The organism is Pseudomonas sp. B414 (assembly GCF_055408445.1).
The window spans coordinates 127523-152634 of the sequence record NZ_JBUZTQ010000007.1 but is presented as its reverse complement, the minus strand read 5'-3'; the positions used below and the strand labels follow the sequence as shown (position 1 = coordinate 152634).

Genomic DNA, 25112 nt, shown 5'->3' with positions numbered 1-25112 from the left:
GCGGATGGTCAGCCAAACCGCGCTGATACCATCGCGAGCAGGCTCGCTCCCACACATTCCACTGCAAGGTTTGGATTCTGTGTGCGACGCAAAACCTGTGGGAGCCGGGCTTGCCCGCGATGCAGGCGCTGCGGTTGGTCGGGTAAAACGCGCTGATGCCATCGCTAGCAAGCCCGCTCCCACATTGATTTCAGGGACTAAAAAATTGGGGGGCGGGTCAGCCGACGTTGTAGGTCTGGCCCGTTTGCAGGCCTTCTACGCTTTTGGCGTAGGCCAGGGCCACATCGGCGCCCGCTACGGGCTTGAAGCCGCGAAAGTACGGGGCATATTTACCCATCGCCTCTTCCAGCACCGTAGGGCTCACTGAGTTGACCCGCAGGCCCCGTGGCAATTCAATCGCGGCTGCTTTTACAAAACCGTCAAGTGCCGCATTGACCAGGGCCGCCGAGCTGCCGGTACGGATCGGCTCGCGGTTGATAACGCCGCTGGTAAAGGTAAACGAAGCACCATCGTTGGCAAACTCGCGGCCGATCAGCAGCAAATTGACCTGCCCCATCAACTTGTCCTGCAAACCCAGGGCGAAGTCGCTTTCGCTCATTTCAGCCAGTGCCACGAACTTGACGTTGCCCGCCGCGCAGATCAAAGCGTCGAAGCGTCCAGTCTGTTCGAACAGTTTGCGAATCGATGCACTGTCGCTGATATCGACCTGGAAATCGCCGCTTTTGCGGCCAATACGCACGATCTCATGGCGTGGTGACAGTTCGCGATCAATGGCTGAACCAATGGTGCCGTTAGCGCCGATCAACAGGATTTTCATGTTGTGTGCCTTTGTGGATGAGGTGAGTGCTCAGTCTAGTAGTGGTTTTTTACCGCGATAAGCGCACTAATGGGCAACCTTTGGTTTTCATATGGAAACAATCCATGAGCGAAATGGATGATCTGGCGGCGTTCGCGGTCTTGATCGACGCAGGCAGTTTTACCTTGGCCGCCCAGCAACTGGGCTGCAGCAAGGGCCAGCTGTCCAAGCGCATCAGCCAGCTGGAGGCGCAGTTTTCCGTGGTGTTGCTGCATCGCACCACCCGGCGCTTGAGCCTTACGGCGGCTGGCGCGGCGCTACTGCCACAAGCTCAGGCACTGGTGGTGCAAGTGGAGCGGGCGCGTCAGGCATTGGCGCGGCTAAAGGACGATATTGCAGGCCCGGTTCGTATGACCGTACCCGTATCCTTGGGCGAAACCTTCTTTGATTCGCTGTTGCTGGAGTTTTCCCGCGAATACCCGCAGGTGCAGATCGAGCTGGAGCTCAATAACAGCTATCGCGATATGGCGCGGGAGGGCTTTGACCTGGCAATACGATCTCAGGTTGCCAGCCATGAGCGACTGGTGGCCAAGCTGGTGCTCAACTGGCATGAGATCACCTGCGCCAGCCCGGCCTATCTTGAGCAATACGGTGAGCCGGATACGCCGCAACAGTTGGTCGAGCATCGCTGCCTGCTTAACAGTCACTACAGCGGACGTGAGGAGTGGCAGTACCACCGCCAGCATGAACTGCACCGGGTGCGAGTTTCTGGGCCGTTTGCCAGCAATCACTACAGCCTGCTGAAAAAGGCCGCCGTGATCGGTGCCGGCATCGCCCGCTTGCCGTCATACATGCTCAGCACTGAGCTGGCTGACGGGCGCTTGCGCGGGTTGCTGCGTGACTATCAAACCCGCAGTAACCCGATGTATCTGGTTCACCCTTATCAAGGCGGTTTGCCCAAGCGCACGCAGGTATTGGCTGATTATCTGGTGGGCTGGTTCCAGCGTAGTGGTGAGGCCATTTCCCAGCTTTAACCAAAGCGCCGAGCGATCAGATGATCAATCGACAGCGCCCCCGGGCCTCTGGCCATCAGATACAACAGAATCGCGATCCAGGTGCCGTGAGTGGGGTAAGCATCGGGGTATACGAACAACTGAATGGTCAGGGTCATGCCCAGCAGTGCCAGCGCCGAGAAGCGTGTGGCAAAGCCCAGCAGGATCAGCACCGGGAAAAAGTGCTCGCTGAAGGCCGCAGCATGAGCGGCCACCTCAGGGGAAAGCAGTGGAACCTTGTATTCCGTACTGAACAAGTACAGCGCAGAGTCAGATAAATGCGGTATGCCGAGTTGAAAAGTGCCGTTAACCAGGTCGATTGCCAAACCTTCAACCTTGGTCTGGCCTGATTTCCAGAACACTGCGGCGATGGAGAAGCGTGCGATTAAAGCTATCAGTGTGTGGGGAATGCGTTGCATCAGCCCGATCGAGCGCTGAATCAGGCATGAATGGTTAGTGTGTGTGTTCATGGCGAAGCCTCGTAAGCCTTGTGGGCGGGCTGTAAACCGGTGATGGCGTTATGAGTAATCAACAGCGCCAGGGCCTGGCCCAGGTCGAAATCATTGTCGGCTTCCAGGGCATGGGCCGCGGCCAACCCCAGGGCATTGTCAGCTTTGAGCAGGCGTACAAGCACCGCGCAACCCGAGCTCACCGCGAAAACCTCCACACGCAATCCGTTGCGCAATACCAAGGTGCTTTGTGGCTGGCGCGGGTCCAGTCCCTGTATCTGTCCTTGGCTTTGGTGGGCTGTCCATAAGGCGGCTATGGCATAGGGCGAATGCAGGGATGCAACGCCAGGGTGCAGTTGCAGGTGCAATTGGGCCAGCCCCTCGGGACTGTTGAGCGCCTGAACCAGCAGGTCGTGGTCTACAGGGCATATGTCTGCTGCGTGAAAGGCCTGTACACACAAACGCTCAAGGCGAGCGACATCGGCCAGGTAAGGCACGCTTCTGGCGGGGGCAAAGTCCTTGATAAAGTCCGCGAACTGGCTGCCATAGGTGCTCATGACAGGGCTGTCGGGCGGGAATTTTTGAATAAACATCTGCGCCATGGCCTGAAAAAAGGCCTCACCGACCAATTGCGCAACAACGGGATAGCTGGTGGCCAGTGCGTTGATCAGCCCGCTTTGTACATTGTTGCGATAGACCGCGAAACGGCGGTCAATATCGCCGTTATGGCAGATAAAACCCGGCGGGGTGGGGGCACCTGGATTGAGCAATGCTGCGCTGAATGCTTCTTGCAGTTTCATGGCTGCACCTGTGCGTTGAACAGGTAGCGGTCGGCGAGCCGGGCTTCCTGGACCAGTTCGGTGAGAGGGGGGAGATGATTGTCGCGCTCGATCAGCGTGGCCATCGGGCCGATTCGATCCAGAACTTGCTGGTACAGCGCCCAAACGGCTTGATCGACAGGTGCGCCGTGGTTATCGATCAATAGTCGCTGGCCAGGGCCGTCTGTTTCTTCAGCAAAACCTGCCAGATGAATCTCCCCTACGGCTTTTAGCGGCAGGGTATCGATATAGGCAATGGGATCACGGGCGTGGTTAATGCAGGACACATACACGTTGTTTACATCCAGCAAAAGGCCACAGCCGGTGCGGGTGATGACTTCGTGGATAAAGTCGGCCTCACCGAAATGGGCCTCATCAAACTCGATATAGGTGGCAGGGTTTTCCAGCAGTATCTGGCGCTGCAATACATCCTGAACCTGATCCATATGCGCGCACACGCGCTGCAGCGTGGCAGTGTCATAGCGCAAAGGCAGTAAGTCATTGAGGAAAAACGGCCCGTGGGAGGACCACGCCAGGTGTTCTGAAAACATCTGCGGCTGATAGCGGTCGAGCAATGTGCTCAGGCGTCGCAAGTGTTGGCTATTGAGCGGGCTTTCGCCGCCAATCGACAGGCCGACGCCATGAATCGACAGCGGGTAATGTTCGCGGATCAAGCCCAGATAGTGATGGAAAGGGCCGCCGGCGACCATGTAGTTTTCGGCATGCACCTCAAAGAACCCGACATCAGGGCGGGCCTCGAGTACATCCATAAAGTGCTCGGCCTTGAGCCCCAGCCCCGCACGTGGCGGGAGCTGGGGCGCACGAGGCGCGATGAGCGAAGCAAGCGGGCTGTGCATTATCAACGCTCGGCTGGGTGAATCAGGATTTGGCAGTGAACGCCTGGAGTTGGCCAAAGCCGGTGGTCGAGGTGCTGCTGGCAGTTTTTTCGCAGGTACCTTTGGGTACCAGTTTCCAGGCATTGGCCTGGTGGTCGACTTTGGCCGTGCCTGCACAGGTGGTGCCCGCGCCTGCCGCGCAATCGTTGTGGCCCTTCATGGCAACCCCGAAGCACTTTTCCATATCGCCAGCAGCCTGGGCGGGCAGGGCAGCGATGCTCAGTGCAGAACCCAGAGCGAGTGCAAGGGCGGCGGCTGACAAGGTGCGAGTGGTATTGCTGTTCATGGTGACTCTCCAGAGACCCCGGTAGCGATTGCTGCCGGCTTACCCCACTAGATAGTCGAGGGGGGGAGTTGTTACAACCCGACTGAATTATTTTTTGATATGTAGTCGCTGTCGAGGAACGAGGCTGCGAGTACAGGGTTAAATGGTGCAATAAAAAACGGCCCCGAAGGGCCGTTTTGTGTCGCGGGCAGGATCAACCGCCCAGGTATGCGTCACGCACTTTCGGATCGTTGAGCAATTGCTCGCCAGTGCCTTGCATCACCACCCGGCCGTTTTCCAGCACATAGGCACGGTCAGCAATTTTCAGCGCCTGGTTGGCGTTTTGCTCCACCAGAAACACCGTTACACCTTCTTTACGCAGTTGTTCGATGATGTCGAATATCTGCTGAATGATGATCGGTGCCAACCCCAGCGACGGCTCATCAAGCAACAACAGCTTGGGCTTGCTCATCAGCGCACGGCCAATGGCAAGCATTTGCTGTTCGCCACCAGACATGGTGCCACCACGTTGGGTGAAGCGTTCCTTCAGGCGTGGGAACAGGTGCAGAACCTTGTCCATTTGCTCTTCGTATTCCTGTTTCTCGGTAAAGAATCCGCCCATGGCGAGGTTCTCTTCGACGGTCAAACGAGCAAACACCCGACGCCCTTCAGGTACAACGGCAATGCTTTTGCGCATGATCTGCGCCGAGCTCAAACCCACCAGCTCTTCGCCCAGGTAACGGATGCTGCCGCTGTGGGCTTGCGGTGAACCGCACAGGGTCATCATCAGAGTCGATTTGCCAGCACCGTTGGCGCCGATCAGGGTGACGATTTCGCCCTGGCGTACCTCGACGTTGACGCTGTGCAGGGCCTGGATCTTGCCGTAAAAGGTCGAAACGTTTTCGAATTGCAGCATTTTACGCTTCCCCCAAATAGGCTTTGATCACTTCAGGGTTGTCGCGGATCTGTTCCGGCGTCCCGTCAGCCAAAGGCGTGCCCTGGTTGATCACCACGATATGGTCGGAAATGCTCATGACCAGTTTCATGTCGTGCTCGATCAACAGCACGGTGGCGTTGTGCTCATTGCGCAACACGCTGATCAGCGCCTTGAGGTCTTCGGTTTCCTTGGGGTTCAGGCCCGCCGCCGGTTCGTCGAGCATGAGGATGCGCGGGCGCGTCATCATGCAGCGAGCGATTTCCAGGCGCCGTTGCTGGCCGTAGGCCAGAGTGCCCGCCGGGCGGTTGGCGAACTCGGTCAGGTTGACCTTGTCCAGCCAGTACGCGGCGTAGTCCAGGGCATCACGTTCGCTTTTACGGAACGACGGGGTTTTGAACAGCCCGGACAGGAAGTTGGTGTTGAGGTGACGATGCTGGGCAATCAGCAGGTTCTCAACGGCCGTCATGTCCTTGAACAGGCGCACGTTCTGGAAGGTGCGGACCACGCCCTTGCGCGCAATTTCATGGCCCGGCAAGCCTTCAATCGACTCGCCATCAAGCACGATGCTGCCCGCCGACGGTTTGTAGAAGCCGGTCAGGCAGTTGAACACGGTGGTCTTGCCGGCGCCGTTAGGGCCGATCATCGACACCACCTGTTTTTCCTTGACGGTCAGGGCTACGCCGTTCACCGCCAACAAGCCGCCAAAGCGCATGCTCAGGCCGCTGACTTTCAGTATCTCGCGGCTCATTTTCGCAGCTCCAGGTGAGGACGTTGCATTGGCAGCAGACCTTGTGGACGCCAGATCATCATCAGCACCATCAGGGCTCCGAACAGCAACATCCGGTATTCGCTGAATTCACGCATCATTTCCGGCAGCAGGATCATCACCACGGCCGCCAGGATGACCCCCAGTTGCGAGCCCATGCCGCCCAGTACCACGATGGCCAGAATGATCGCCGACTCAAGGAAGGTGAACGACTCAGGCGTTACCAGGCCCTGACGTGCGGCAAAGAAGCTGCCGGCAAAACCTGCAAAGGTCGCACCCAGGGTGAAGGCAGACAGCTTGATCACGGTCGGATTCAGGCCCAGGGCCCGGCAGGCAATTTCGTCTTCACGCAGCGCTTCCCAGGCACGGCCGATCGGCATGCGCAGCAGGCGGTTGATCACGAACAGCACCAGCAGCACCAGCACCAACGCGATCAGGTAGAGGAAAATCACCTTGTTGATCGAGTTGTAGGCAATGCCAAAGTACTCGTGAAAGGTTTGCATGCCTTCTGCAGCTGTCCTGTCGAAGCTCAGGCCGAACAGGGTTGGTTTCGGAATGTTGCTGATACCGTTTGGCCCGCCGGTGATATCGGTCAGGTTACGCAGGAACAGGCGGATGATTTCACCGAAGCCCAGGGTCACGATGGCCAGGTAGTCACCGCGCAAACGCAACACCGGGAAGCCCAGCAGGAAGCCAAAGGTGGCCGCCATCAATCCGGCCAATGGCAGGCAGATCCAGAAGCTCAGGCCGAAGTAATGCGCGAGCAGGGCATAGGTGTAGGCACCTACTGCATAGAACCCGACATAACCCAGGTCAAGCAGGCCCGCCAGACCGACCACGATGTTCAGGCCCAGGCCGAGCATCACGTAGATCAGAATCAGTGTGGCGATGTCCACTGCACCGCGAGAACCATAGAACGGCCAGATCAATGCCACCACGACCAGACCGAGAATGATCCAGCGTTGAGTGCTGGGCAAGGTCAGGAAGTTGGTAGCCTTGGTGGGTACTTTCGGCAGGCTGGGGGAGTTTCTCCAGGCCGTGCTCAGTTGCTGGTTGAACAACACGCGCACAAACATCAGCAAGGAGCAGATCGCGATCACACTCAGGATCAAGGGGCTGGTGTTGTGAACTTCGATGTTGATCCCGACGATAGTCAGTTTCAGACCGAGTACCGGGTAGGCGACGGCCCAGACCAACAGGGCGCTGAAAAGCGCCGACTTAAGATTCCTAGTCATACTTTTTCAATCTCCGGACGCCCCAGAATGCCGGTCGGACGGAACAGCAGCACCAGCACCAGCAAGCCAAAAGCCACTACGTCTTTGTACTGGTCGCCAAAAATATCGGCGCCAAAGGCTTCAGCCACACCGAGGACCAGGCCACCGAGCATCGCCCCAGGAATACTGCCAATGCCGCCCAAGACCGCAGCGGTGAAGGCTTTAAGGCCTACCAGGAAACCCGCGTTGGGGTTGATCACACCGTATTGCACGCTAATCAACACTGCCGCAACGGCGGCCAGGGCGGCACCGATCACGAAGGTCAGGGCAATCACGTTGTTGGTGTTGATGCCCAGCAGGTTGGCCATCTTCATGTCTTCGGCGCAGGCGCGGCAGGCGCGGCCCATGCGTGAACGGGAGATGAACAGGGTCAGGCCGAGCATGGCCAGGAAGGTGACGACGAAGACCACGATCTGCATGTAGGAGACGATTACTTCGCTGGCGCCTCCAGGGCCAAAGGTGAAGCCGCCGGGGATCAGGTTGGGGATCGATTTGTCTTTGGAGTCCTGTGCCAGTAGCACGGTGTTTTGCAGGAAGATCGACATGCCGATCGCGGAGATCAGCGGGATCAAGCGGTTACTGCCGCGCAGTGGACGGTAGGCAACCCGTTCGATGCTGTAGCCGTAGGCGCTGGTGACCACGATGCTGGCAATAAACGCGGCAGTCAGCAGTAGCGGCACGCTGTCCAGACCCATCATGGTCAGGCCGGCGATGGCGATAAACGCAATATAGGAACCAATCATGTACACCTCGCCGTGGGCGAAGTTGATCATTCCAATAATGCCGTAAACCATCGTATAGCCGATGGCGATCAGGGCATAAGTGCTGCCAACGTTGAGGCCGTTAACCAGCATTTGGAAGAAGTGATAGATGTCAGGCATTACAAAGCTCCTAAAAACCTGAGACGCATTTCACTGGTGGAGTCATTTTCCGGCCCGGGCCGTATGGGTTTTCACCCACTTGGAGCACGGGTCTTCTGCCAGCGAACCGCTGGTGACGGTTTTAAAGATTTTCAGGTGGGCAGGTTTTCGGATCACGAAAGCGCGGCCCCATTTCCACTAACCAATGGCCCGGAAAACAAAACCCACCGCTTGTGCAGTGGGCTTTGTGTCAGGCCAGGAACCGACCCTTACTGAGGGCTTACTTCAGTTTTAGGCTTGCCGAAGTGCCATTCGTAGACCACGAATTTGAAGTCTTCCACGTCACCTTTGGAATCAAACTTCAGATTGCCAGTAGGCGTCTTGAAAGTGCCTTTGTGGATGGCTTCGGCCACTTTGGCCGGATCTTCACTTTTCGCTTGCTCGATACCGCCGGCAATCACTTCAACTGCGGCGTATGCCGGGAACACGAACGGGCCGGTAGGGTCCTGTTTCTTGGCAGCGAAGGCATCAACCAGTGCCTTGTTTTCCGGATCGGCGTCGAATGCTTTTGGCAGGGTCACCAGCAGGCCTTCGGAGGCGCCTTGGGCGATTTGCGAGATGGACTCGTTGCCCACACCTTCAGGGCCCATGAACTTGGCGTTCAGGCCTTTCTCTTTGGCCTGGCGCAGGATCAGGCCCAGCTCCGGGTGGTAGCCGCCGTAGTAGACGAAGTCGACGTTGGCTTGCTTGAGCTTGGCAATAACCGAGGAGTAGTCTTTTTCGCCAGCGTTGACGCCTTCAAAGACAGCGACTTTTACGCCTTTGTCTTCCAGGGTCTTTTTAACGGCGCTGGCGATGCCTTCACCGTACTGCTGTTTGTCGTGCAATACCGCGACGACTTTTGGCTTCACGTGATCAGCGATGTAGTTACCGGCGGCAGGGCCCTGGGCGCTGTCCAGACCGATGGTACGGAAGATCATCTTGTAGCCACGAGCGGTGATTTCCGGGCCGGTAGCGGCCGGGGTAATCATGATGATGCCTTCGTCTTCGTAAATGTCCGAAGCAGGCTGGGTGGAGCTGGAGCACAGGTGACCGACTACAAATTTAATGCCGTCGTTAACCACTTTGTTGGCCACGGCAACCGCTTGTTTCGGGTCGCAAGCGTCATCGTAGTCAACCGCTTCAAGCTTTTTGCCATCAACGCCGCCCTTGGCGTTGATTTGTTCGATGGCCATTTTTGCGCCAGCAAACTGCATGTCGCCGTACTGAGTCAGAGGCCCGGTTTTAGGGCCGGCGATACCGATCTTGATGGTGTCTGCGGCAAATGAATGGCTGGCGAACCCGGCCAAAACCATAGCGGCAAACAGTTTAGTAATCTGCTTCGTAGCCATCTTTATTGGTGCTCCACTCTTCTGTTGTAATTTTTATAGTCCTGGAAGCCAAGGCAGCCGGACCGGGTCTTCTTGTAGCGAAATTCCCGGTCAATCCCCCCTGCAACTGTACCGGTACAGTGTAGAGCGCCGCTTTAGCGCTTGAATAGCGTGCCGGCGAGGGAAAAAACAGGAAATGTCGCTTAAACGTAATAAAAAGACAGAATGGCGGCGGATCAGGCTGTTGAAAGTTATCAGAATGTTGCCAGATCAACGCACCTGTCCTTGGCCCATGACTTTTTCCACGCTTCGTTACCTGAAAAGCCGGGTTTTTCTACCGGATGTGTGGCGGTATCATTGCGCCGATTTTCTTCCCCGGTGAAACCCATGAATCAAGAACCTAGCACCCTCTATGCCAAGCTGCTTGGCGAGACCTCAACTATTGAATGGAAAGTCCTGCAGCCCTTCTTCGCCAAAGGTGATTTGCTATGGGTCGCACCCGGGCTGGATTTGATCGAAGCCGCGCAGGCCGTGACTCAGGATGATGCAGAGAAAGTCGCGGCCTGGATGGCGTCCGGCCTGCTAGGCAAGATGACCGAAGCGCAGGCGCTAGACGTTCTTGAGCGTGACCCGCAGCTGTGGGCTGTAGTGGTTTCGCCTTGGGTGATGGTCCAGGAAAGTGCGAAAAAATAACTCGATGCACCAAGCTGGCGCATTTATTTGCACCGCTCTGAATAGCCCGGAGTGTGTAGCTCAGTAACCCGGTTTCGCGTAGTGGCAATTTGCCGTGGAGAAACGCCACAGTTGGTACGGTGGCGTTTTTTTGTGCCTGGCGAAAACCGCTGCAGCTACTGGCCGGTCAATACAAATGTGGCGTGATCGGGTGCGGGGACGGGATGTTTGTCGAGTTGCGCAAGCGTCTCTTGCAGCGCCTCGAAAGGTACGGGGCGGCTGAGCAGATAACCCTGGATAAAATCGCAGCCGAACTGGTTGAGAAACTCGAACTGCTGGGTCGTTTCGACACCCTCGGTCACCACCTGTAGATGCAGGGTGTGGGCCATAAGGATAATGGCCTGGACGATTTCCATGTCCTGGCTGGAGGAGGGGATGTCCTGGATAAACGAGCGATCAATTTTCAGGGTGTTGAGCGGCAGGCGCTTTAGATAGGCCAGCGATGAGTAGCCGGTGCCGAAATCATCAATGGACAGTGACACGCCCAGTGCACGGATCTGACGCAGCAGGTGTGAGGTGCTGCTCAGATTGCACATCAGGGCGTTTTCCGTGACTTCCAGTTCAAGTCGATGGGCAGCAATGCCGGATGTGCGCAGGGCATTCTCTATTTCGTCGGCCAATTCTACACGGCCCAGATTCAGCGCCGAGCAGTTGACGGCAATACCCAAGTGCTGCCAGCCCAGCCGGGACAGGACGGCCAGGTCCTGACAGGCCTTGCGCAATACCCAGTGGTCCAGTTCGGCAATCAACCCGTTGGCCTCGGCAATGCTGATGAACCGTTCCGGGCCAAGCAGGCCGTGCTCGGGGTGCTGCCAGCGGACCAGGGCTTCAAGCTTGGCGACGCGGCCATGCTTGAGGTCGAAGATGGGCTGGTAATGCAGCAACAGCCCCGTGTCTTGATTGAGTGCGTTACGCAGTTCTTCCTCAATGTGCAGTTCCAGCGAGGCGCGGGTTTTAAGATTGGAATTGAAAAAAGTCAGGCCGTTGCGACCGTTGTCCTTGGACTGGTAAAGCGCCAGGTCGGCATGCTTGAGCAGTTCTGTTGCGCTTGCGCCATCATCGGGGAACACGCTGATGCCAATGCTGGTGGTCATCACCATGTGTCGACTTGACAGCGAGATGGGTTCTTTTAATTTGAGCATGATGCGCTGCGCCATGTGTTGTGCTTCGTCGCGATGGCTCAGATTGATCAAAATGCAGAATTCGTCGCCGCCGAAGCGTGCCACAACGTCATCATGGCTGCGGGTGGCGTTTTTGATCCGGGCGGCGATGGTTTTGAGTAGTTCATCCCCGGCATCGTGGCCCAGGCTGTCATTGATGCGCTTGAAGTGGTCAATATCCAGAAACATCACCGCAAGTTTGGTATTTCTACTGGTGCAATCAATCAGTTTCTCGGCAAACAACTGGTTGAAGCCGCGGCGGTTGATCAGGTTGGTCAGGGGGTCGTAATGCGCCACTTGCTGCAGGGAGGCGCGGGCCTGGTCTAGCTGGCTGAGCAGGGCGTTGACCCGTCTGAGGTCGTGTTCCTTGTGTTGCAGCTTTTTGTCGACGATAGCGGCGCTGATGCAACTGCCGATCAGCAGCAGGGCAATGAGGGCCACAACAAGCGCTATTTGCCAGTTATTAGTATTGGCATCCGGGCTGCCTGCCAAGGTGATGTCCATGAGTTGCGTGCATGCAAAGTGAGCGCATAGCAGCAAGCATGCGCCGGCAATGCACAGGGCGTATTTGAGCAGTTGCTGCACAAAAGCGTTGTTTGAGCGCCAGCGGGTGGTGGCGTTGAGAATTTGCACAAGCACTGTCGCGGCGAGCAGGGCTACAGGCAATGAGCCGGCGGCCCTGGCAAGGCTGTAGCGGCTTTCCACGGCAGACTCAAATGCCAGCAGGCAAATGATATGCATGGCCCAGATACCGATTGCCAGGCAGCTTATGGCTATCCATCGCCAAACGGTTCTGGCGGCAGGTTTCTCTGCATTGGCCGCGCGGTCGAGCAGATCCAGCGTGGCCACACAGACGGTACAAGCTACCAGCCAGGCGAGAAACAACAGATAGGGGTTATAGCCGCCGATAAGCAGCAGTTGCCCGTTTTCTGTGGGTTCAGCCAAAAGTTGCAACCCCAGACTTTCCATTGCACGCCTCGGCGGTCCAGATGCGCTAGTCGAACGTTGCTAGCTTGGCGTCGAGTATAGAAGCTGGATTGAGGGCGGCAGGGATGATGGCAAAATGATGGTGATCATTTTGTTATTAGGGCGCTGGTTTATAGATGTAAGTGTTGAGGAGGGGCTTGTAGTCGCTGCCGAAGGCTGCGAGGGGATTGCGGGAACTTGAAGAAAACGGGGGGCTACGCCCCCCTTCGCAGCCTTCGGCAGCGACTACAAGTTTTCAGCTTTAACCCGCTACCAGCACACGAATGGCTTCAAGGCGCAGGGCAGCTTTTTCAAGCATGGCCAGGCTTTGTTCACGCTGTTTGCGCAGGGCAATCAGCTCGCTGTCGCGTACGCTCGGGTTGACGGCCTGCAGAGCAGTCAGGCGTGCCAGTTCTTCTTCGGTATCGGCGGCCAGGCGGCGCTGCGCTTCGGCCACACGCTCTGCGTGACGCGGTGCGATCTTGGCTTCACCAGCGTTGATCTTCGGCGTCAGCTGATCGCGCTGGGCCTGGACGAACTTGTTGGCGCTGGCGCGGGGTACGCTCTCCAACTGCTCGTTCAGGGTGTCGAAAGCCACACGGGACGACAGATCGTTGCCATTGGCATCGAGCAGGCAGCGCAGGGCGGCAGGCGGCAGGTAGCGACCCAGTTGCAGGGCGCGCGGGGCAACCACTTCACTGACGTAAATCAGCTCAAGCAATACGGTGCCGGGCTTGAGGGCCTTGTTCTTGATCAGGGCGACAGCGGTGTTGCCCATCGAACCTGACAGTACAAGGTCCATGCCGCCTTGCACCATGGGGTGTTCCCAGGTGATGAACTGCATGTCTTCGCGCGACAGTGCCTGGTCGCGATCGTAGGTGATGGTCACGCCTTCGTCGTCGCCCAGCGGGAAGCTGGCATCCAGCATTTTTTCGCTTGGCTTGAGGATCAGGGCGTTTTCCGAATGGTCTTCGCTGTCGATGCCAAAGGCGTTGAACAGGGTTTCCATGTAGATCGGCAGGGTGAACTGATCGTCTTGCTCAAGGATCGCCTCAACCAGGGCTTCACCTTCACCCGAACCCCCGGAGTTCAGTTCCAGCAAGCGGTCGCGGCCAGTGTGCAGTTCCTGCTCCAGGCGCTCGCGCTCAACCCGTGCTTCATCGATCAGCGCTTGCCACTCTTGATCGTCGGCAGCTTCCAGCAACGGCAGCAGGCGCGGGCCGAACTGGTGTTGCAGGGCGTTGCCGGTCGGGCAGGTGTTGAGGAAGGCATTCAGCGCTTCGTGATACCACTGGAACAGGCGCTGTTGCGGGCTGGTCTCAAGGTACGGCACGTGCAGTTCGATAATGTGCTTCTGGCCGATACGGTCCAGACGGCCGATACGCTGTTCCAGCAAGTCCGGGTGAGCCGGCAGGTCGAACAGCACCAGGTGGTGGGCAAATTGGAAGTTACGGCCTTCACTGCCGATTTCGGAGCAGATCAGTACCTGGGCGCCGAACTCTTCGTCAGCGAAGTAGGCCGCAGCGCGGTCACGCTCAAGAATGTTCATGCCTTCGTGGAAGACCGTTGCAGGAATGCCGGAACGCACGCGCAGGGCGTCTTCCAGATCCATGGCAGTTTCGGCGTGGGCGCAGATCACCAGTACTTTGGTGCGCTTGAGCATTTTCAGGGTGTCGATCAGCCACTCGACCCGTGGGTCGAAGTTCCACCAGCGTTGTTCATCGCTGGCGTCCGGCTGGGACTGGAAGCTGACCTCAGGGTACAGCTCGGCATGCTCGCCCAGCGGCAACTCAAGGTATTCGTCCGGGCATGGTAGAGGGTAGGCGTGCAGCTTGCGCTCCGGGAAGCCCTGGATCGCGGCGCGGGTGTTACGGAACAGCACGCGGCCGGTGCCGTGACGGTCAAGCAACTCGCGCACCAGGCGGGCGCTGGCTTCGGCATCGCCGGCATTGACGGCGGCCAGCAGGGTATCGCCTTCGGCACCGAGGAAACCGTGGATGGTGTTATGTGCTTCAGGGGACAAGCTGCCTTTATCCAGCAGTTCCTGAACGGCCTGGGCCACCGGGCGATAGTTCTCGCTCTCGGCGCGGAAGGCGGCCAGGTCGTGGAAGCGGTTCGGGTCCAGCAGGCGCAAGCGCGCAAAGTGACTGTCCTGGCCTAACTGCTCCGGTGTTGCAGTAAGCAGCAACACGCCCGGGATCACGCCCGCGAGCTGTTCAACCAGGCCGTATTCGGGGCTGACATTATCTTCGTGCCACACCAGGTGGTGCGCTTCGTCGACAACCAGCAGGTCCCAGTCGGCATCAAACAGCGCAGCCTGGGCTTTGGGATCGTCAACCAGCCATTCCAGGGCAACCAGTGCCAGTTGGCTGTCTTCGAAGGGGTTGCTGGCATCGCTTTCGATAAAGCGTTCTTCGTCGAACAGTGCCACTTCGAGGTTGAAGCGCCGGCGCATTTCTACCAGCCATTGGTGCTGCAGGTTTTCCGGGACTACGATCAAGACACGGTTGGCGCGGCCACTGAGTAGCTGGCGGTGGATGACCAGGCCTGCTTCGATGGTTTTGCCCAGGCCCACTTCGTCGGCCAGCAGTACGCGTGGCGCGATACGGTCTGCCACTTCGCGGGCGATGTGCAGTTGGTGGGCAATAGGTTGCGCACGCACGCCACCCAGGCCCCACAGCGGCGATTGCAGCTGGCGGCTGGTGTGTTCAAGGGTGTGGTAGCGCAGCGAGAACCAGGACAGCGGGTCGATTTGCCCGGCGAACAGACGATCGCTGGCCAGACGGAACTGGATAAAGTTCGACAGCTGGGTTTCGGGCAGGGTGACGGTTTCGTTTCGCTCGTTGAGGCCGTGGTAGACCAGCAGGCCATCGGCGTCATCGACTTCGCGCACGGTCATCTTCCAGCCTTCGAAGTGGATGATGGTGTCACCTGGCGAGAACCGTACACGCGTGAGCGGTGCGTTGCGCAGCGAATATTGGCGGGTTTCGCCAGTGGCCGGATAGAGCACGGTCAACAAGCGACCGTCCTGTGCCAGAACGGTGCCCAAACCTAGCTCTGCTTCGCTGTCACTAATCCAGCGTTGCCCCGGTTGATACTGCTGCGCCATGCTGCCTGACTCCCGCTTTGAAAAAGCCGAGTATATTAACGGATCAAGGGCCTCAGTCCAAAGGACTCTCAAAAAAAGCTGTCCGCTTTGCCAGGATGTCAGTGCAGTTATCGACCAATGGTTAACGATGACCGGCTGGCGCAAATAGCCAGAAGACAGGAGAACAATCACCATGCTGCCGTCAATTTTGCCGCTTGGCGCTGTACCGGTGACCTCCGGGCAGGACCCGGTGCGCCCCCGGCCTGATATCCCGCCCGTGGTGCCGACTCAGGCCAGCTCCAGTGAAAGTGCAATTGACCTGAAACACAGCGATGCCGATCAGGCCACTTTATTGTTGCGCGAAGAGCAAAAGCGCCAGCATGACAAGCGCCGTGGAGAAGCCCCTGAGCAGGCCGGGGAGCAGGATCCTGAGGGGGAAGATTGCCCGGTGATTGATGGCACGCAGCGCCAGGGGTTGTGGGTCGATATCAAGGTGTAGAACGTTTTTTCTGGTCAGAGCCGAGCGCGCGTCGCATTATTGGCGCACTGAAACACACTGATAGTGGTCCGAACCTTTTATGAGCCAAGACACCAATCTGGTTGACCTGGGCGCCGAGCGCGCCAAACGGGTACATGACCTCAAAGAAAAACGCCTGAATGAAGTGCGCAAAGCCTTCGAACAGGCAATGCCGTTGGTAAAGTCGGCGAAAAAGCCGAAGAAAAAACCGAAAAAGCGCTGAACTGCCGCGTTTTCGATGATCTGAGTCAACTAATTCCCTTAACTGCCAACTGGCCGTGGACACTATTGATCCCGGTCAAGTTGTGCGCCTGCGTATCTGGTTAATCTAGCTTCAACAGACACAATCAGACAAACGCAGGAGGCCGTCATGTTTCTCGATAATGTGGTTATCGCCGGAGTACTTACTGTCGGCCTCATGGTGTTGTTCTTCGCAGGTCTGGGCATTTTTATCTGGAAAGACTCCCAGAAGCGCAAATAGCGCCGAGTCTTTTCATGGCATGAGCACGCAAGGCATTTTGGGCGACTTCGGTCGCCTATTTTTTTGTCTGCGAAAAGACATTGGCTACTATCAGGGCCAACAGGCCTGATATCTGCCAGATCATTGTGGGAGCGGGCTTGCTCGCGATGCAGGCGACTCGGTCTGTCAGTCAAACTCAGGCGATGCCATCGCGAGCAAGCCCGCTCCCACAAACAGTTTGTCTGGAGCAGATTCAGTGTGAGCTACGGGTTTGCATAAGGATTTGGGCATAAAAAAAGGTACGGCCCGTGAGGGACGTACCTTTTTTGTGCAGCGCAGAATCAGGCGAGAACTTTGGAAGCCAGCCAGAACAGCGTTGCAGACAGTGCGATGGTGGCCGGTAAGGTCAGCACCCACGCCATCAGGATGGTCTTGATCGTACCGCCCTGCAGGCCGCTCTTGTTGGCGACCATGGTGCCCGCTACACCCGACGACAGGATGTGCGTCGTCGATACCGGCAGGGAGAAGATGTTGGCCATGCCGATGGCAAAGGCAGTGGTGATCTGCGCCGCCATGCCTTGGGCATAGGTCATGCCTTGCTTGCCGATCTTCTCACCGATGGTTTTGACCACGCGCTTCCAGCCAACCATGGTACCCAGGCCCAGAGCCAGTGCTACCGCCAGAATCACCCAGAACGGGGCGTATTCAGTGGTGGCAGTCAGGTCTTTGCGCAGTTTCTCGAGGTCCGCTTTTTCGCGGGAATCAAGCACTGGCAATTTGCTGACTTTCTTTGCGGTATCGTCCAGGCAAAGCAGGTAGCGACGGATCTCGATACGCTTTTCAGCCGGGATCGAGTGGTAGTCGGCCACGCCTTTCAACGAGCCAAGCAACGCCTCGATGGTCGGTTCGGTTTGCTGCGGGTTGCAGCTGAACTGATCCGGCAAGTCGCCTTTTACGCTTTTGCCCAGTGCCAGGAATTCAGTCAGCGAAGCATTGTTGCGCTGATAGAACTGGCTCAGGTGCAGGGTGGCGTCGCGAGTCCGTTCGATCTGGTAGGTGGTGCTGTTCAGGTCGAGAACGAAAGCGCTTGGCACGATACCGATCAGTACCAGCATGATCAGGCCGATGCCTTTCTGGCCATCGTTGGAGCCGTGCACAAAACTTACCGCCATGGCCGAGATCACCAGAACCAGACGGTTCCAGAAAGGCGGATGCTTTTTGTCATCCAGCTTGCGGCGCTGCTCAGGGGTTTTGTGCATCTTGGAGCCCGGGCGCCACCACTTCAGGGCGAGCAGCACCAGGCCTGCAACCAGGAAACCGGCCATTGGCGAGAACACCAGCGAGGCACCGATATCGATAGCCTTCTGCCAGTTAACCCCGTCACTTACCGGAATGCCGCTGATCAGGGCGTTGGCCAGGCCCACGCCGAGGATCGAACCGATCAGGGTGTGCGAGCTGGAGGCCGGGATCCCGAAGTACCAGGTACCCAGGTTCCAGGTGATGGCTGCAGCAAGCAGTGAGAACACCATGGCCAGGCCATGTCCGGTGTTTACATTCACCAGAAGCTCTACCGGTAGCAGGTGGACGATGGCATATGCCACGCCTACCCCGCCCAGCAGAACGCCGAGGAAGTTGAACACACCGGAAAAGAACACCGCCAGGTGAGGCGGCATGGCTTTGGTGTAGATGACAGTCGCTACCGCGTTTGCGGTGTCATGAAAGCCGTTTATGAACTCAAACGCGAGAACAAAGGCTAGGGCGAAGAAGAGGCTGATAAGAACCCAGGCGTCCAATCCGCTTAATAGATCGATCATGAAGGTTTTCTGACACGGTCATAAAGGGGGGCGGATTATGCCAGAAAACCCCGCTAATCAATGCACTAGCTGCCCGTTGGTAACATCTATAAATGAAAAAACCTGTAAGCGCCTTCCGTAAATAGACGTAGGAAATTCCTTTCAAGCCACTGATACCAAAGGCTATAGGGGATTTCGAGGTGCACGCTCAGGCCCTGATGCAGCTCCGATTCCAGTCGATGAAAATTCTTCAATCAGAGGGGCTGAGGGATCGGTTTTGGCTCTGGCATAGCAAACAGCCATACCGGCTCATGCAAATGGCGGGCATGCAAGGGGCTGTCTGTACAAATTTCAGACGAGGTCAGGGTTCTTCAGCCTTGAGCTCTTTTTCGATCTTCTGGATCTCTTGAGTGAAAGCCTGGTCCAGCAGGCTGGCCCGTTTGCGCCAGGGTTTGCGCCCGGGCTCGGGTTTGGCGGCGTAGGTTGTCACTTCGCCACCGTAAACATCCTTGAAACGTTGTTCCTGACGCTCAAGTTCTGCGCGCAGTTCGTCTTTCGTCACTGTGTTACCTGATTGAGTTGAGATTAAATCTGGTGAAACACCTTGCATGAGGGTCTATTCATTAGGCGAATGACAGACAATAAGGAAATTGCCTATTAATAACGCCTCGTTTAAATACACCACGCGATGCACTCAGCCACGTCATCAACTAAAACATGAACGTCGCCGTGGGTAAGTGTTCACCCCAAGGTAAAACAACATACGATGCACTGGCCGGGCAAGCTGCGAGTACCGGTCGAACTCAACGGGCAGGTTGGATCCAATCGGCAGTACAGTCTTGACCTTGTGCTTTCAATTACTTTCGTACCTCAAGGGTTGAGGAATACCACTACTATCGCTGAATAACTTCACAGGCGTCAACTTCGAGGTGTGTGACCTGTTATGAACATTTGTGAATTATCGTGAAGCAGCCCCGCAGTATCTCCCGACTAACAGGGCGCAAGCACAAGTGGCCGATCAAGTTGTTTAACTTTTGACCTGTACTTAACCTGAATACATATAAAACAGACGATTTCTATCATTGCCCTGATTGTTGGCATGCGCCACCTGATTTTAATAAACACCGGTGAGCCGAAATCCAGCTCACTTGAGCGAGCTGTACTTGTGTGGGAGTAAGCGTGCTCGCGAAGGTCTCAAGAGTGTCACGCTTATCCAGACACACGCGCGATCATTTACGTCCTTCGCGAGCAGGCTCGCTCCCACAGTTGAGGTCACCGTACCTTAAGTCGACAGCATTGCGGTGAGATGCTCGGTGCCTGACTGGCGAATCGATTGCGATTATCGGTCGACGGTTCGATAATCGCCCGGCGTATCATAATTATAAGTAGCTGAATCTGGGGGTTGGGAATGAATGATCAACTGCGCAATGCCGTAGCCAGTATCGCACCGCCGATTGTGGCGTCGCCGGCCAAGCGGATTCAGGCGTTTACCGGTGATCCTGACTTTATGTCGTCGCTGGCCCGCGGGTTGGCGGTGGTGCAAGCGTTTCAGGAGCGCAAGCGGCACCTGACCATTGCCCAGATCAGTCATCGCACGGAAATCCCGCGAGCGGCCGTGCGCCGCTGTTTGTATACCCTGATCAAACTGGGGTATGCGACCACCGATGGCCGCACCTATTCCCTGTTGCCCAAAGTGCTGACCCTGGGCCATGCCTATCTGTCGTCGACACCGCTGGCGGTATCGGCCCAACCCTATCTGGACCGCATGAGCGAGCAATTGCACGAAGCGTGCAACATGGCCACTCTCGAAGGCGATGACATCCTCTATATCGCCCGCTCTGCAACGACTCAGCGCCTGATCTCGGTAGACCTCTCTGTGGGTGGTCGCTTGCCCGCTTACTGCACCTCGATGGGACGCATCCTGCTGGCAGCGCTGGACGATGTAACGCTGCACGAGTACCTGGCACACGGCGAGTTCCAGGCCAAGACCAGCCGCACCTTGCATACGCCCGAGGCGTTGCTTGAATGCTTGCAGCAAGTGCGCGAGCAAGGCTGGTGTGTGGTCGATCAGGAACTTGAGCAGGGCCTGCGATCCATCGCGGTGCCGGTGTATGACGCCTCCGGGCAAGTACTGGCCGCTTTGAACGTCAGCACCCACGCGGGCCGGGTGACACGCACGGAGCTGGAACAGCGCTTTTTGCCGATCATGCTCAACGCCAGTCGCGAACTGAGTACCCAGCTATTTAGCTGATGGTGTGAACACTAAGCGTTCGATAAACGCACAGTTAAGCGTTTATCGAATTGCGTGCTGACGATGCGCTGATTAATGTCGCCTCAGCGCCCCGCTCGAAGTCCGCTCAAGCGTTCTTCAGAAGCCGGCCAAAATAATAATGAAGAGGCTACACGCCATGAACACCCCCATCTGCCCGTCATTGACGCAGTCACTGCGCAGTCGCCCGAAGATCCTCTGATCCCGCCCGATAGCTTTTAGTGTGAGTCGCTAGCCATTAGCTGGTTTTCGTTCGCCCTGGTTTTTACTCGGTATAAAAATAATGAATTCACCACAGTCTTCAGTCGGCAACTGCCTTGATGTGCAGTCATTTATCAACGCCCAACCGCTGTCGCGTTATCAATGGCGCGTAGTGATCCTGTGTTTTCTGATTGTCTTTCTTGACGGCCTGGACACAGCGGCAATGGGCTTTATTGCTCCTGCGTTGTCCCAGGACTGGGGCATTGACCGCGCCAGCCTCGGCCCGGTGATGAGCGCCGCGTTGATCGGCATGGTGTTTGGTGCCCTAGGTTCAGGGCCATTGGCTGACCGTTTTGGCCGCAAAGTGGTGCTGGTGGTTGCGGTGCTGGTGTTTGGCGGGTTCAGCCTGGCATCGGCCTACAGTACCAACGTCGACCAACTGCTGGTGTTGCGCTTTCTGACCGGCCTGGGGCTGGGCGCCGGGATGCCCAATGCCACGACCTTGCTGTCGGAGTACACCCCCGAGCGCCACAAGTCCTTATTGGTGACCAGCATGTTCTGTGGCTTCAACCTAGGAATGGCGGGCGGCGGATTTATTTCGGCCAAGCTGATCCCGATGTATGGCTGGCACAGCCTGCTGCTGATCGGCGGGGTGTTACCGCTGATTCTGACGTTGGTTTTAGTCGTGTGGCTGCCTGAATCTGCGCGTTTTCTGGTGGTACGCAACCGCAGTATTGAGCTTGTTCGTAAAACCCTGTCGCCGATAAACCCTGCAGTTGTGGCTCAAGCCGCAAGCTTCAGCGTGCCCGAGCAGAAGACCGTGAAAGCGCGCAACGTGTTTGCGGTGATTTTTTCCGGGACCTACAGCACCGGCACCCTGTTGCTCTGGCTCACCTATTTTATGGGCCTGGTGATTGTCTACCTGCTGACCAGTTGGCTGCCGACGTTGATGCGCGACAGTGGCGCAAGCATGGAACAAGCGGCGTTTATTGGCGCGCTGTTCCAGTTCGGTGGGGTGCTGAGTGCAGTGGGCGTGGGCTGGGCAATGGACAGGTTCAATCCGCACAAAGTGATCGGTATTTTCTACTTGCTGGCCGGGGTGTTTGCCTACGCGGTAGGGCAGAGCCTGGGCAATATTGCCGTTCTAGCCACGCTGGTGCTGGCAGCCGGTATGTGCGTGAACGGTGCGCAATCGGCCATGCCGTCTCTGGCTGCCCGTTTCTACCCGACCCAGGGCCGTGCCACAGGGGTGTCGTGGATGCTGGGTATTGGCCGCTTTGGCGCCATTCTCGGTGCCTGGATGGGCGCTACCCTGCTGGGGCTGGGCTGGAACTTCGAGCAAGTACTGACCGCGCTGGTCATCCCGGCCGCCCTGGCAACCGCTGCGGTATTGATCAAGGGCATGGTCAGTCATGCCGATGCAACCTGATCGTTGTCAGGCTAACTATGTGTTCGATTAACGAACACATAGTCGATTATCGGATTGTTTGAGCCGAGGCCGCGGCTTAATCTGCTGAACATCCGGTGTCGCTGGCACCCCTTCTTCAACCGCAGTGGCCTACAAAAAACGGGAGCTACCCCAGATGGCAGACATCATTTCGTTACACGACGCGGTGAAACAATTTGTGAGCGATGGTGACACCGTTGCCCTTGAAGGTTTCACCCACCTGATCCCGACGGCGGCGGGTCATGAAATCATCCGTCAGGGCAAGAAAGACCTGACTCTGGTGCGGATGACACCTGACCTGGTGTACGACCAGTTGATCGGTGCCGGTTGTGCGCGAAAGTTGATCTTTTCCTGGGGCGGCAACCCTGGCGTTGGTTCGCTGCACCGCTTGCGCGATGCCGTCGAGAAGCAGTGGCCGCAGCCGCTGGAAATCGAAGAGCACAGCCATGCTGACCTGGCCAATGCTTACGTTGCTGGCGCCTCGGGCCTGCCGTTTGCGGTGCTGCGTGCCTACGCCGGTTCCGACCTGCCCAAGGTCAACCCACTGATCAAGACCGTTACTTGCCCGTTTACCGGTGAAGTACTGGCCGCCGTGCCAGCCGTGCGCCCGGATGTCACGGTGATTCATGCGCAAAAGGCCGACCGCAAGGGCAATGTGCTGTTGTGGGGTATTTTGGGTGTGCAAAAGGAAGCAGCCTTGGCTGCCAAGCGTTGCATCGTCACCGTCGAAGAAATCGTTGATGACCTGCAAGCACCGATGAATGCCTGCGTGCTGCCGACCTGGGCCCTGAGCGCGGTCTGCTATGTGCCGGGTGGTGCGCATCCGTCCTACGCCCACGGTTACACCGAGCGTGATAACCGGTTTTATCAGGCGTGGGACCCGATTGCCCGCGACCGCGAAACCTTTACTGCCTGGATCGACGAATACATCCACGGCACTGCAAATTTCAGCGAGTTCCAGGCCAAGCTGGCCCGCGCTTCGGAGGCAAAATAATGGCTTACTCCACCAATGAAATGATGACCGTCGCTGCCGCCCGCCGTTTGAAAAACGGTTCGGTGTGTTTTGTCGGCATCGGCTTGCCTTCCAAAGCGGCCAACCTGGCGCGCCTGACCTCGTCTCCGGATGTGGTGCTGATTTATGAGTCCGGCCCGATTGGCGCCAAGCCTGATGTGCTGCCGCTGTCGATTGGTGACGGTGAACTGGCTGAAACCGCAGATACCGTAGTGTCCACCAGCGAAATCTTTCGTTACTGGCTGCAAGGTGGCCGGGTCGATGTCGGCTTTCTGGGGGCTGCCCAAGTTGACCGCTTCGGCAATATCAACACCACCGTGGTCGGTGACTATCACCAGCCAAAAGTGCGCCTGCCGGGTGCCGGTGGCGCACCGGAAATCGCTGGTTCGGCGAAAAGCGTGCTGATCATCCTCAAGCAGTCGGCCCGCTCCTTTGTCGACAAACTGGATTTCATCACCTCGGTGGGCCATGGCGAAGGCGGTGACTCGCGCAAACGCTTGGGCCTGCCCGGCGCTGGCCCGGTCGGGATCATCACCGACCTGTGCACCATGGAGCCAGAAGAGCAAACCAACGAATTCGTGGTAACGGCCCTGCACCCGGGTGTTACCCGTGAACAGGTCATCGCTGCCACTGGCTGGGCCATCCGCTTTGCCGACAATGTGCAGCAGACCGCAGCGCCGACCGAAGTTGAACTCACGGCCTTGCGTGATCTGGAAGCGCGCACCGCTCTGGCCCACGGCCAGGCACCGGGAGAAGCGTGATGCGTGAAGTCTTTATCTGCGACGCGATTCGTACCCCTATCGGCCGTTTTGGCGGTGGTCTGGCAAGCGTTCGCGCTGATGACCTGGCCGCCGCACCGATCAAGGCGCTGATCGAGCGCAACCCGAATGTGAACTGGAACGAAGTCGACGAAGTGTTTTTCGGCTGCGCCAACCAGGCTGGTGAAGACAACCGCAACGTGGCGCGCATGGCCGCACTGTTGGCCGGACTGCCGGAAACCATTCCCGGCGTGACCCTCAACCGCCTGTGTGCCTCGGGCATGGATGCCATTGGCACGGCATTCCGGGCGATTGCCAGTGGCGAGATGGAATTGGCGATTGCCGGTGGCGTCGAGTCCATGTCACGGGCACCGTTTGTGATGGGCAAGGCCGATGCCGCGTTCTCGCGCAATATGAAGCTGGAAGACACCACCATTGGCTGGCGCTTTATCAACCCGCTGATGAAAGCCCGATACGGGGTCGACCCGATGCCGCAGACCGCGGATAACGTGGCTGACGAATACAAGATTTCCCGCGCCGATCAGGACGCTTTCGCCCTGCGCAGCCAGCAACGTACCGCCGCCGCCCAGGCAGCAGGCTACTTTGCCGAAGAAATTGTGCCAGTGCGTATCGCCCATAAAAAAGGCGAAACCGTGGTTGAGCACGACGAGCACCCGCGTGCCGATACCAGCCTGGAAACCCTGGGCAAGCTCAAGCCGGTGAATGGCCCGGACAAGACTGTGACTGCGGGCAATGCCTCTGGGGTCAACGATGGTGCGGCGGCGCTGATTCTGGCATCGGCCGAGGCGGTAAAACGCCATGGCCTGACTGCTCGCGCCCGGGTACTGGGTATGGCCAGCGCCGGTGTGGCGCCGCGGGTGATGGGCATTGGCCCGGTGCCAGCGGTGCGCAAGCTGGTGGAACGGCTGGGGCTGGCGGTCAGTGATTTCGATGTGATCGAGCTGAACGAAGCATTCGCCAGCCAGGGGTTGGCGGTGTTGCGTGAACTGGGCCTGGCCGACGACGCGCCGCAGGTTAACCCCAATGGCGGGGCGATTGCCCTGGGCCATCCGCTGGGCATGAGTGGCGCACGGATCGTGATGACCGCTTTGCATCAGCTGGAAAAAACCGGCGGCAAGAAAGGTCTGGCGACCATGTGTGTCGGTGTTGGGCAAGGTCTGGCATTGGCGATCGAACGGGTCTGATAGCGCTCAATCCGGCCTCTG

At 57.6% G+C, this 25112-nt stretch carries 24 protein-coding genes; 10 read left to right on the top strand and 14 right to left on the bottom strand.

Translation table 11 applies throughout. The features are described from left to right. Positions 1-217 precede the first annotated feature (217 nt). Positions 218-817 (bottom strand): short chain dehydrogenase, encoded by a 600-nt coding sequence (locus ACZRMH_RS08860; protein WP_464013096.1) that lies wholly within the window; start codon positions 815-817, stop codon positions 218-220. A gap of 104 nt (positions 818-921) precedes the next feature. Here ACZRMH_RS08860 and ACZRMH_RS08855 point away from each other — a divergent pair, with 104 nt between their 5' ends. Further along, on the top strand, positions 922-1830 hold the full coding sequence (locus ACZRMH_RS08855) for a LysR family transcriptional regulator (protein ID WP_464013095.1): 909 nt from the start codon (positions 922-924) through the stop codon (positions 1828-1830). On the opposite strand, the gene ACZRMH_RS08850 is transcribed toward ACZRMH_RS08855, so the two are convergent. From ACZRMH_RS08850 to ACZRMH_RS08810, 9 genes are all read right to left on the bottom strand, one after another. Continuing rightward, complete coding sequence (locus ACZRMH_RS08850; protein WP_464013094.1) at positions 1827-2318, bottom strand: DoxX family protein; 492 nt, start codon at positions 2316-2318, stop codon at positions 1827-1829. The genes ACZRMH_RS08855 and ACZRMH_RS08850 overlap by 4 nt on opposite strands. After that, positions 2315-3097 (bottom strand): HvfC/BufC N-terminal domain-containing protein, encoded by a 783-nt coding sequence (locus ACZRMH_RS08845; RefSeq protein WP_464013093.1) that lies wholly within the window; start codon positions 3095-3097, stop codon positions 2315-2317. Before ACZRMH_RS08845 ends, ACZRMH_RS08850 begins: the two co-directional genes overlap by 4 nt. Further along, positions 3094-3972 carry an MNIO family bufferin maturase gene (gene bufB, locus ACZRMH_RS08840; RefSeq protein WP_464013092.1) on the bottom strand — a complete coding sequence of 293 codons (879 nt, stop codon included), beginning with the start codon at positions 3970-3972 and terminating at the stop codon, positions 3094-3096. Before bufB ends, ACZRMH_RS08845 begins: the two co-directional genes overlap by 4 nt. A 22-nt stretch (positions 3973-3994) precedes the next feature. Further along, the gene (locus ACZRMH_RS08835) at positions 3995-4297 is read right to left on the bottom strand and encodes a BufA1 family periplasmic bufferin-type metallophore (RefSeq protein ID WP_464013091.1); all 303 of its coding nucleotides are present in this window, start codon (positions 4295-4297) and stop codon (positions 3995-3997) included. Between the two features lie 193 nt (positions 4298-4490). After that, entirely contained in the window at positions 4491-5192 is a 702-nt protein-coding gene (locus ACZRMH_RS08830; protein WP_464013090.1) for an ABC transporter ATP-binding protein, read from the bottom strand. A gap of 1 nt (position 5193) precedes the next feature. Beyond that, complete coding sequence (gene livG, locus ACZRMH_RS08825) at positions 5194-5961, bottom strand: high-affinity branched-chain amino acid ABC transporter ATP-binding protein LivG (protein ID WP_464013089.1); 768 nt, start codon at positions 5959-5961, stop codon at positions 5194-5196. Then, the gene (locus ACZRMH_RS08820; RefSeq protein WP_464013088.1) at positions 5958-7214 is read right to left on the bottom strand and encodes a high-affinity branched-chain amino acid ABC transporter permease LivM; all 1257 of its coding nucleotides are present in this window, start codon (positions 7212-7214) and stop codon (positions 5958-5960) included. The genes livG and ACZRMH_RS08820 overlap by 4 nt, the downstream gene beginning before the upstream one ends. Further along, positions 7211-8134, bottom strand: a complete 924-nt coding sequence (gene livH / locus ACZRMH_RS08815) for a high-affinity branched-chain amino acid ABC transporter permease LivH (RefSeq protein ID WP_016779736.1) — start codon at positions 8132-8134, stop codon at positions 7211-7213. The genes ACZRMH_RS08820 and livH overlap by 4 nt, the downstream gene beginning before the upstream one ends. Before the next feature lie 248 nt (positions 8135-8382). Further along, positions 8383-9510 carry a branched-chain amino acid ABC transporter substrate-binding protein gene (locus ACZRMH_RS08810; protein ID WP_464013144.1) on the bottom strand — a complete coding sequence of 376 codons (1128 nt, stop codon included), beginning with the start codon at positions 9508-9510 and terminating at the stop codon, positions 8383-8385. 360 nt (positions 9511-9870) lie between these two features. Here ACZRMH_RS08810 and ACZRMH_RS08805 point away from each other — a divergent pair, with 360 nt between their 5' ends. Next, the gene (locus ACZRMH_RS08805; protein ID WP_464013087.1) at positions 9871-10176 is read left to right on the top strand and encodes a DUF2288 domain-containing protein; all 306 of its coding nucleotides are present in this window, start codon (positions 9871-9873) and stop codon (positions 10174-10176) included. A 155-nt stretch (positions 10177-10331) separates the two neighbouring features. Here ACZRMH_RS08805 and ACZRMH_RS08800 read toward each other — a convergent pair whose 3' ends face one another. After that, positions 10332-12344 carry a putative bifunctional diguanylate cyclase/phosphodiesterase gene (locus tag ACZRMH_RS08800; RefSeq protein ID WP_464013086.1) on the bottom strand — a complete coding sequence of 671 codons (2013 nt, stop codon included), beginning with the start codon at positions 12342-12344 and terminating at the stop codon, positions 10332-10334. A 259-nt stretch (positions 12345-12603) separates the two neighbouring features. Then, on the bottom strand, positions 12604-15450 hold the full coding sequence (gene rapA / locus ACZRMH_RS08795) for an RNA polymerase-associated protein RapA (RefSeq protein ID WP_464013085.1): 2847 nt from the start codon (positions 15448-15450) through the stop codon (positions 12604-12606). Between the two features lie 172 nt (positions 15451-15622). Here rapA and ACZRMH_RS08790 point away from each other — a divergent pair, with 172 nt between their 5' ends. From ACZRMH_RS08790 to ccoM, 3 genes are all read left to right on the top strand, one after another. Next, positions 15623-15928 (top strand): aspartate-semialdehyde dehydrogenase, encoded by a 306-nt coding sequence (locus ACZRMH_RS08790; RefSeq protein WP_464013084.1) that lies wholly within the window; start codon positions 15623-15625, stop codon positions 15926-15928. Positions 15929-16007: 79 nt separating this feature from the next. Further along, positions 16008-16169: a hypothetical protein gene (locus ACZRMH_RS08785; RefSeq protein ID WP_464013083.1), complete on the top strand. Its 162-nt coding sequence runs from the start codon at positions 16008-16010 to the stop codon at positions 16167-16169. Between the two features lie 147 nt (positions 16170-16316). Further along, positions 16317-16427 carry a cytochrome c oxidase subunit CcoM gene (ccoM, locus tag ACZRMH_RS08780; protein WP_016779744.1) on the top strand — a complete coding sequence of 37 codons (111 nt, stop codon included), beginning with the start codon at positions 16317-16319 and terminating at the stop codon, positions 16425-16427. A 320-nt stretch (positions 16428-16747) separates the two neighbouring features. Here ccoM and ACZRMH_RS08775 read toward each other — a convergent pair whose 3' ends face one another. Both ACZRMH_RS08775 and ACZRMH_RS08770 read right to left on the bottom strand, forming a co-directional pair. Next, entirely contained in the window at positions 16748-18220 is a 1473-nt protein-coding gene (locus tag ACZRMH_RS08775; protein WP_464013082.1) for an inorganic phosphate transporter, read from the bottom strand. A gap of 340 nt (positions 18221-18560) precedes the next feature. After that, a complete protein-coding gene (locus ACZRMH_RS08770) occupies positions 18561-18761 on the bottom strand; it encodes a hypothetical protein (RefSeq protein ID WP_016779746.1) in 201 nt (66 codons plus the stop codon). A gap of 846 nt (positions 18762-19607) precedes the next feature. On the opposite strand from ACZRMH_RS08770, the gene pcaR reads away from it, so the two are divergent. The 5 genes from pcaR (at position 19608) to pcaF (ending at position 25091) form a co-directional block, all read left to right on the top strand. Continuing rightward, on the top strand, positions 19608-20450 hold the full coding sequence (pcaR, locus tag ACZRMH_RS08765; RefSeq protein WP_464013081.1) for a pca regulon transcriptional regulator PcaR: 843 nt from the start codon (positions 19608-19610) through the stop codon (positions 20448-20450). A 301-nt stretch (positions 20451-20751) separates the two neighbouring features. Beyond that, positions 20752-22098, top strand: coding sequence for a 4-hydroxybenzoate transporter PcaK (gene pcaK / locus ACZRMH_RS08760; protein WP_464013080.1), 1347 nt, complete (start codon positions 20752-20754; stop codon positions 22096-22098). 154 nt (positions 22099-22252) lie between these two features. Next, positions 22253-23110: a CoA transferase subunit A gene (locus ACZRMH_RS08755; protein WP_464013079.1), complete on the top strand. Its 858-nt coding sequence runs from the start codon at positions 22253-22255 to the stop codon at positions 23108-23110. After that, positions 23107-23889, top strand: coding sequence for a CoA-transferase subunit beta (locus ACZRMH_RS08750; protein WP_464013143.1), 783 nt, complete (start codon positions 23107-23109; stop codon positions 23887-23889). The genes ACZRMH_RS08755 and ACZRMH_RS08750 overlap by 4 nt, the downstream gene beginning before the upstream one ends. Then, entirely contained in the window at positions 23886-25091 is a 1206-nt protein-coding gene (gene pcaF, locus ACZRMH_RS08745) for a 3-oxoadipyl-CoA thiolase (protein ID WP_464013078.1), read from the top strand. The genes ACZRMH_RS08750 and pcaF overlap by 4 nt, the downstream gene beginning before the upstream one ends. Positions 25092-25112: the final 21 nt, after the last annotated feature.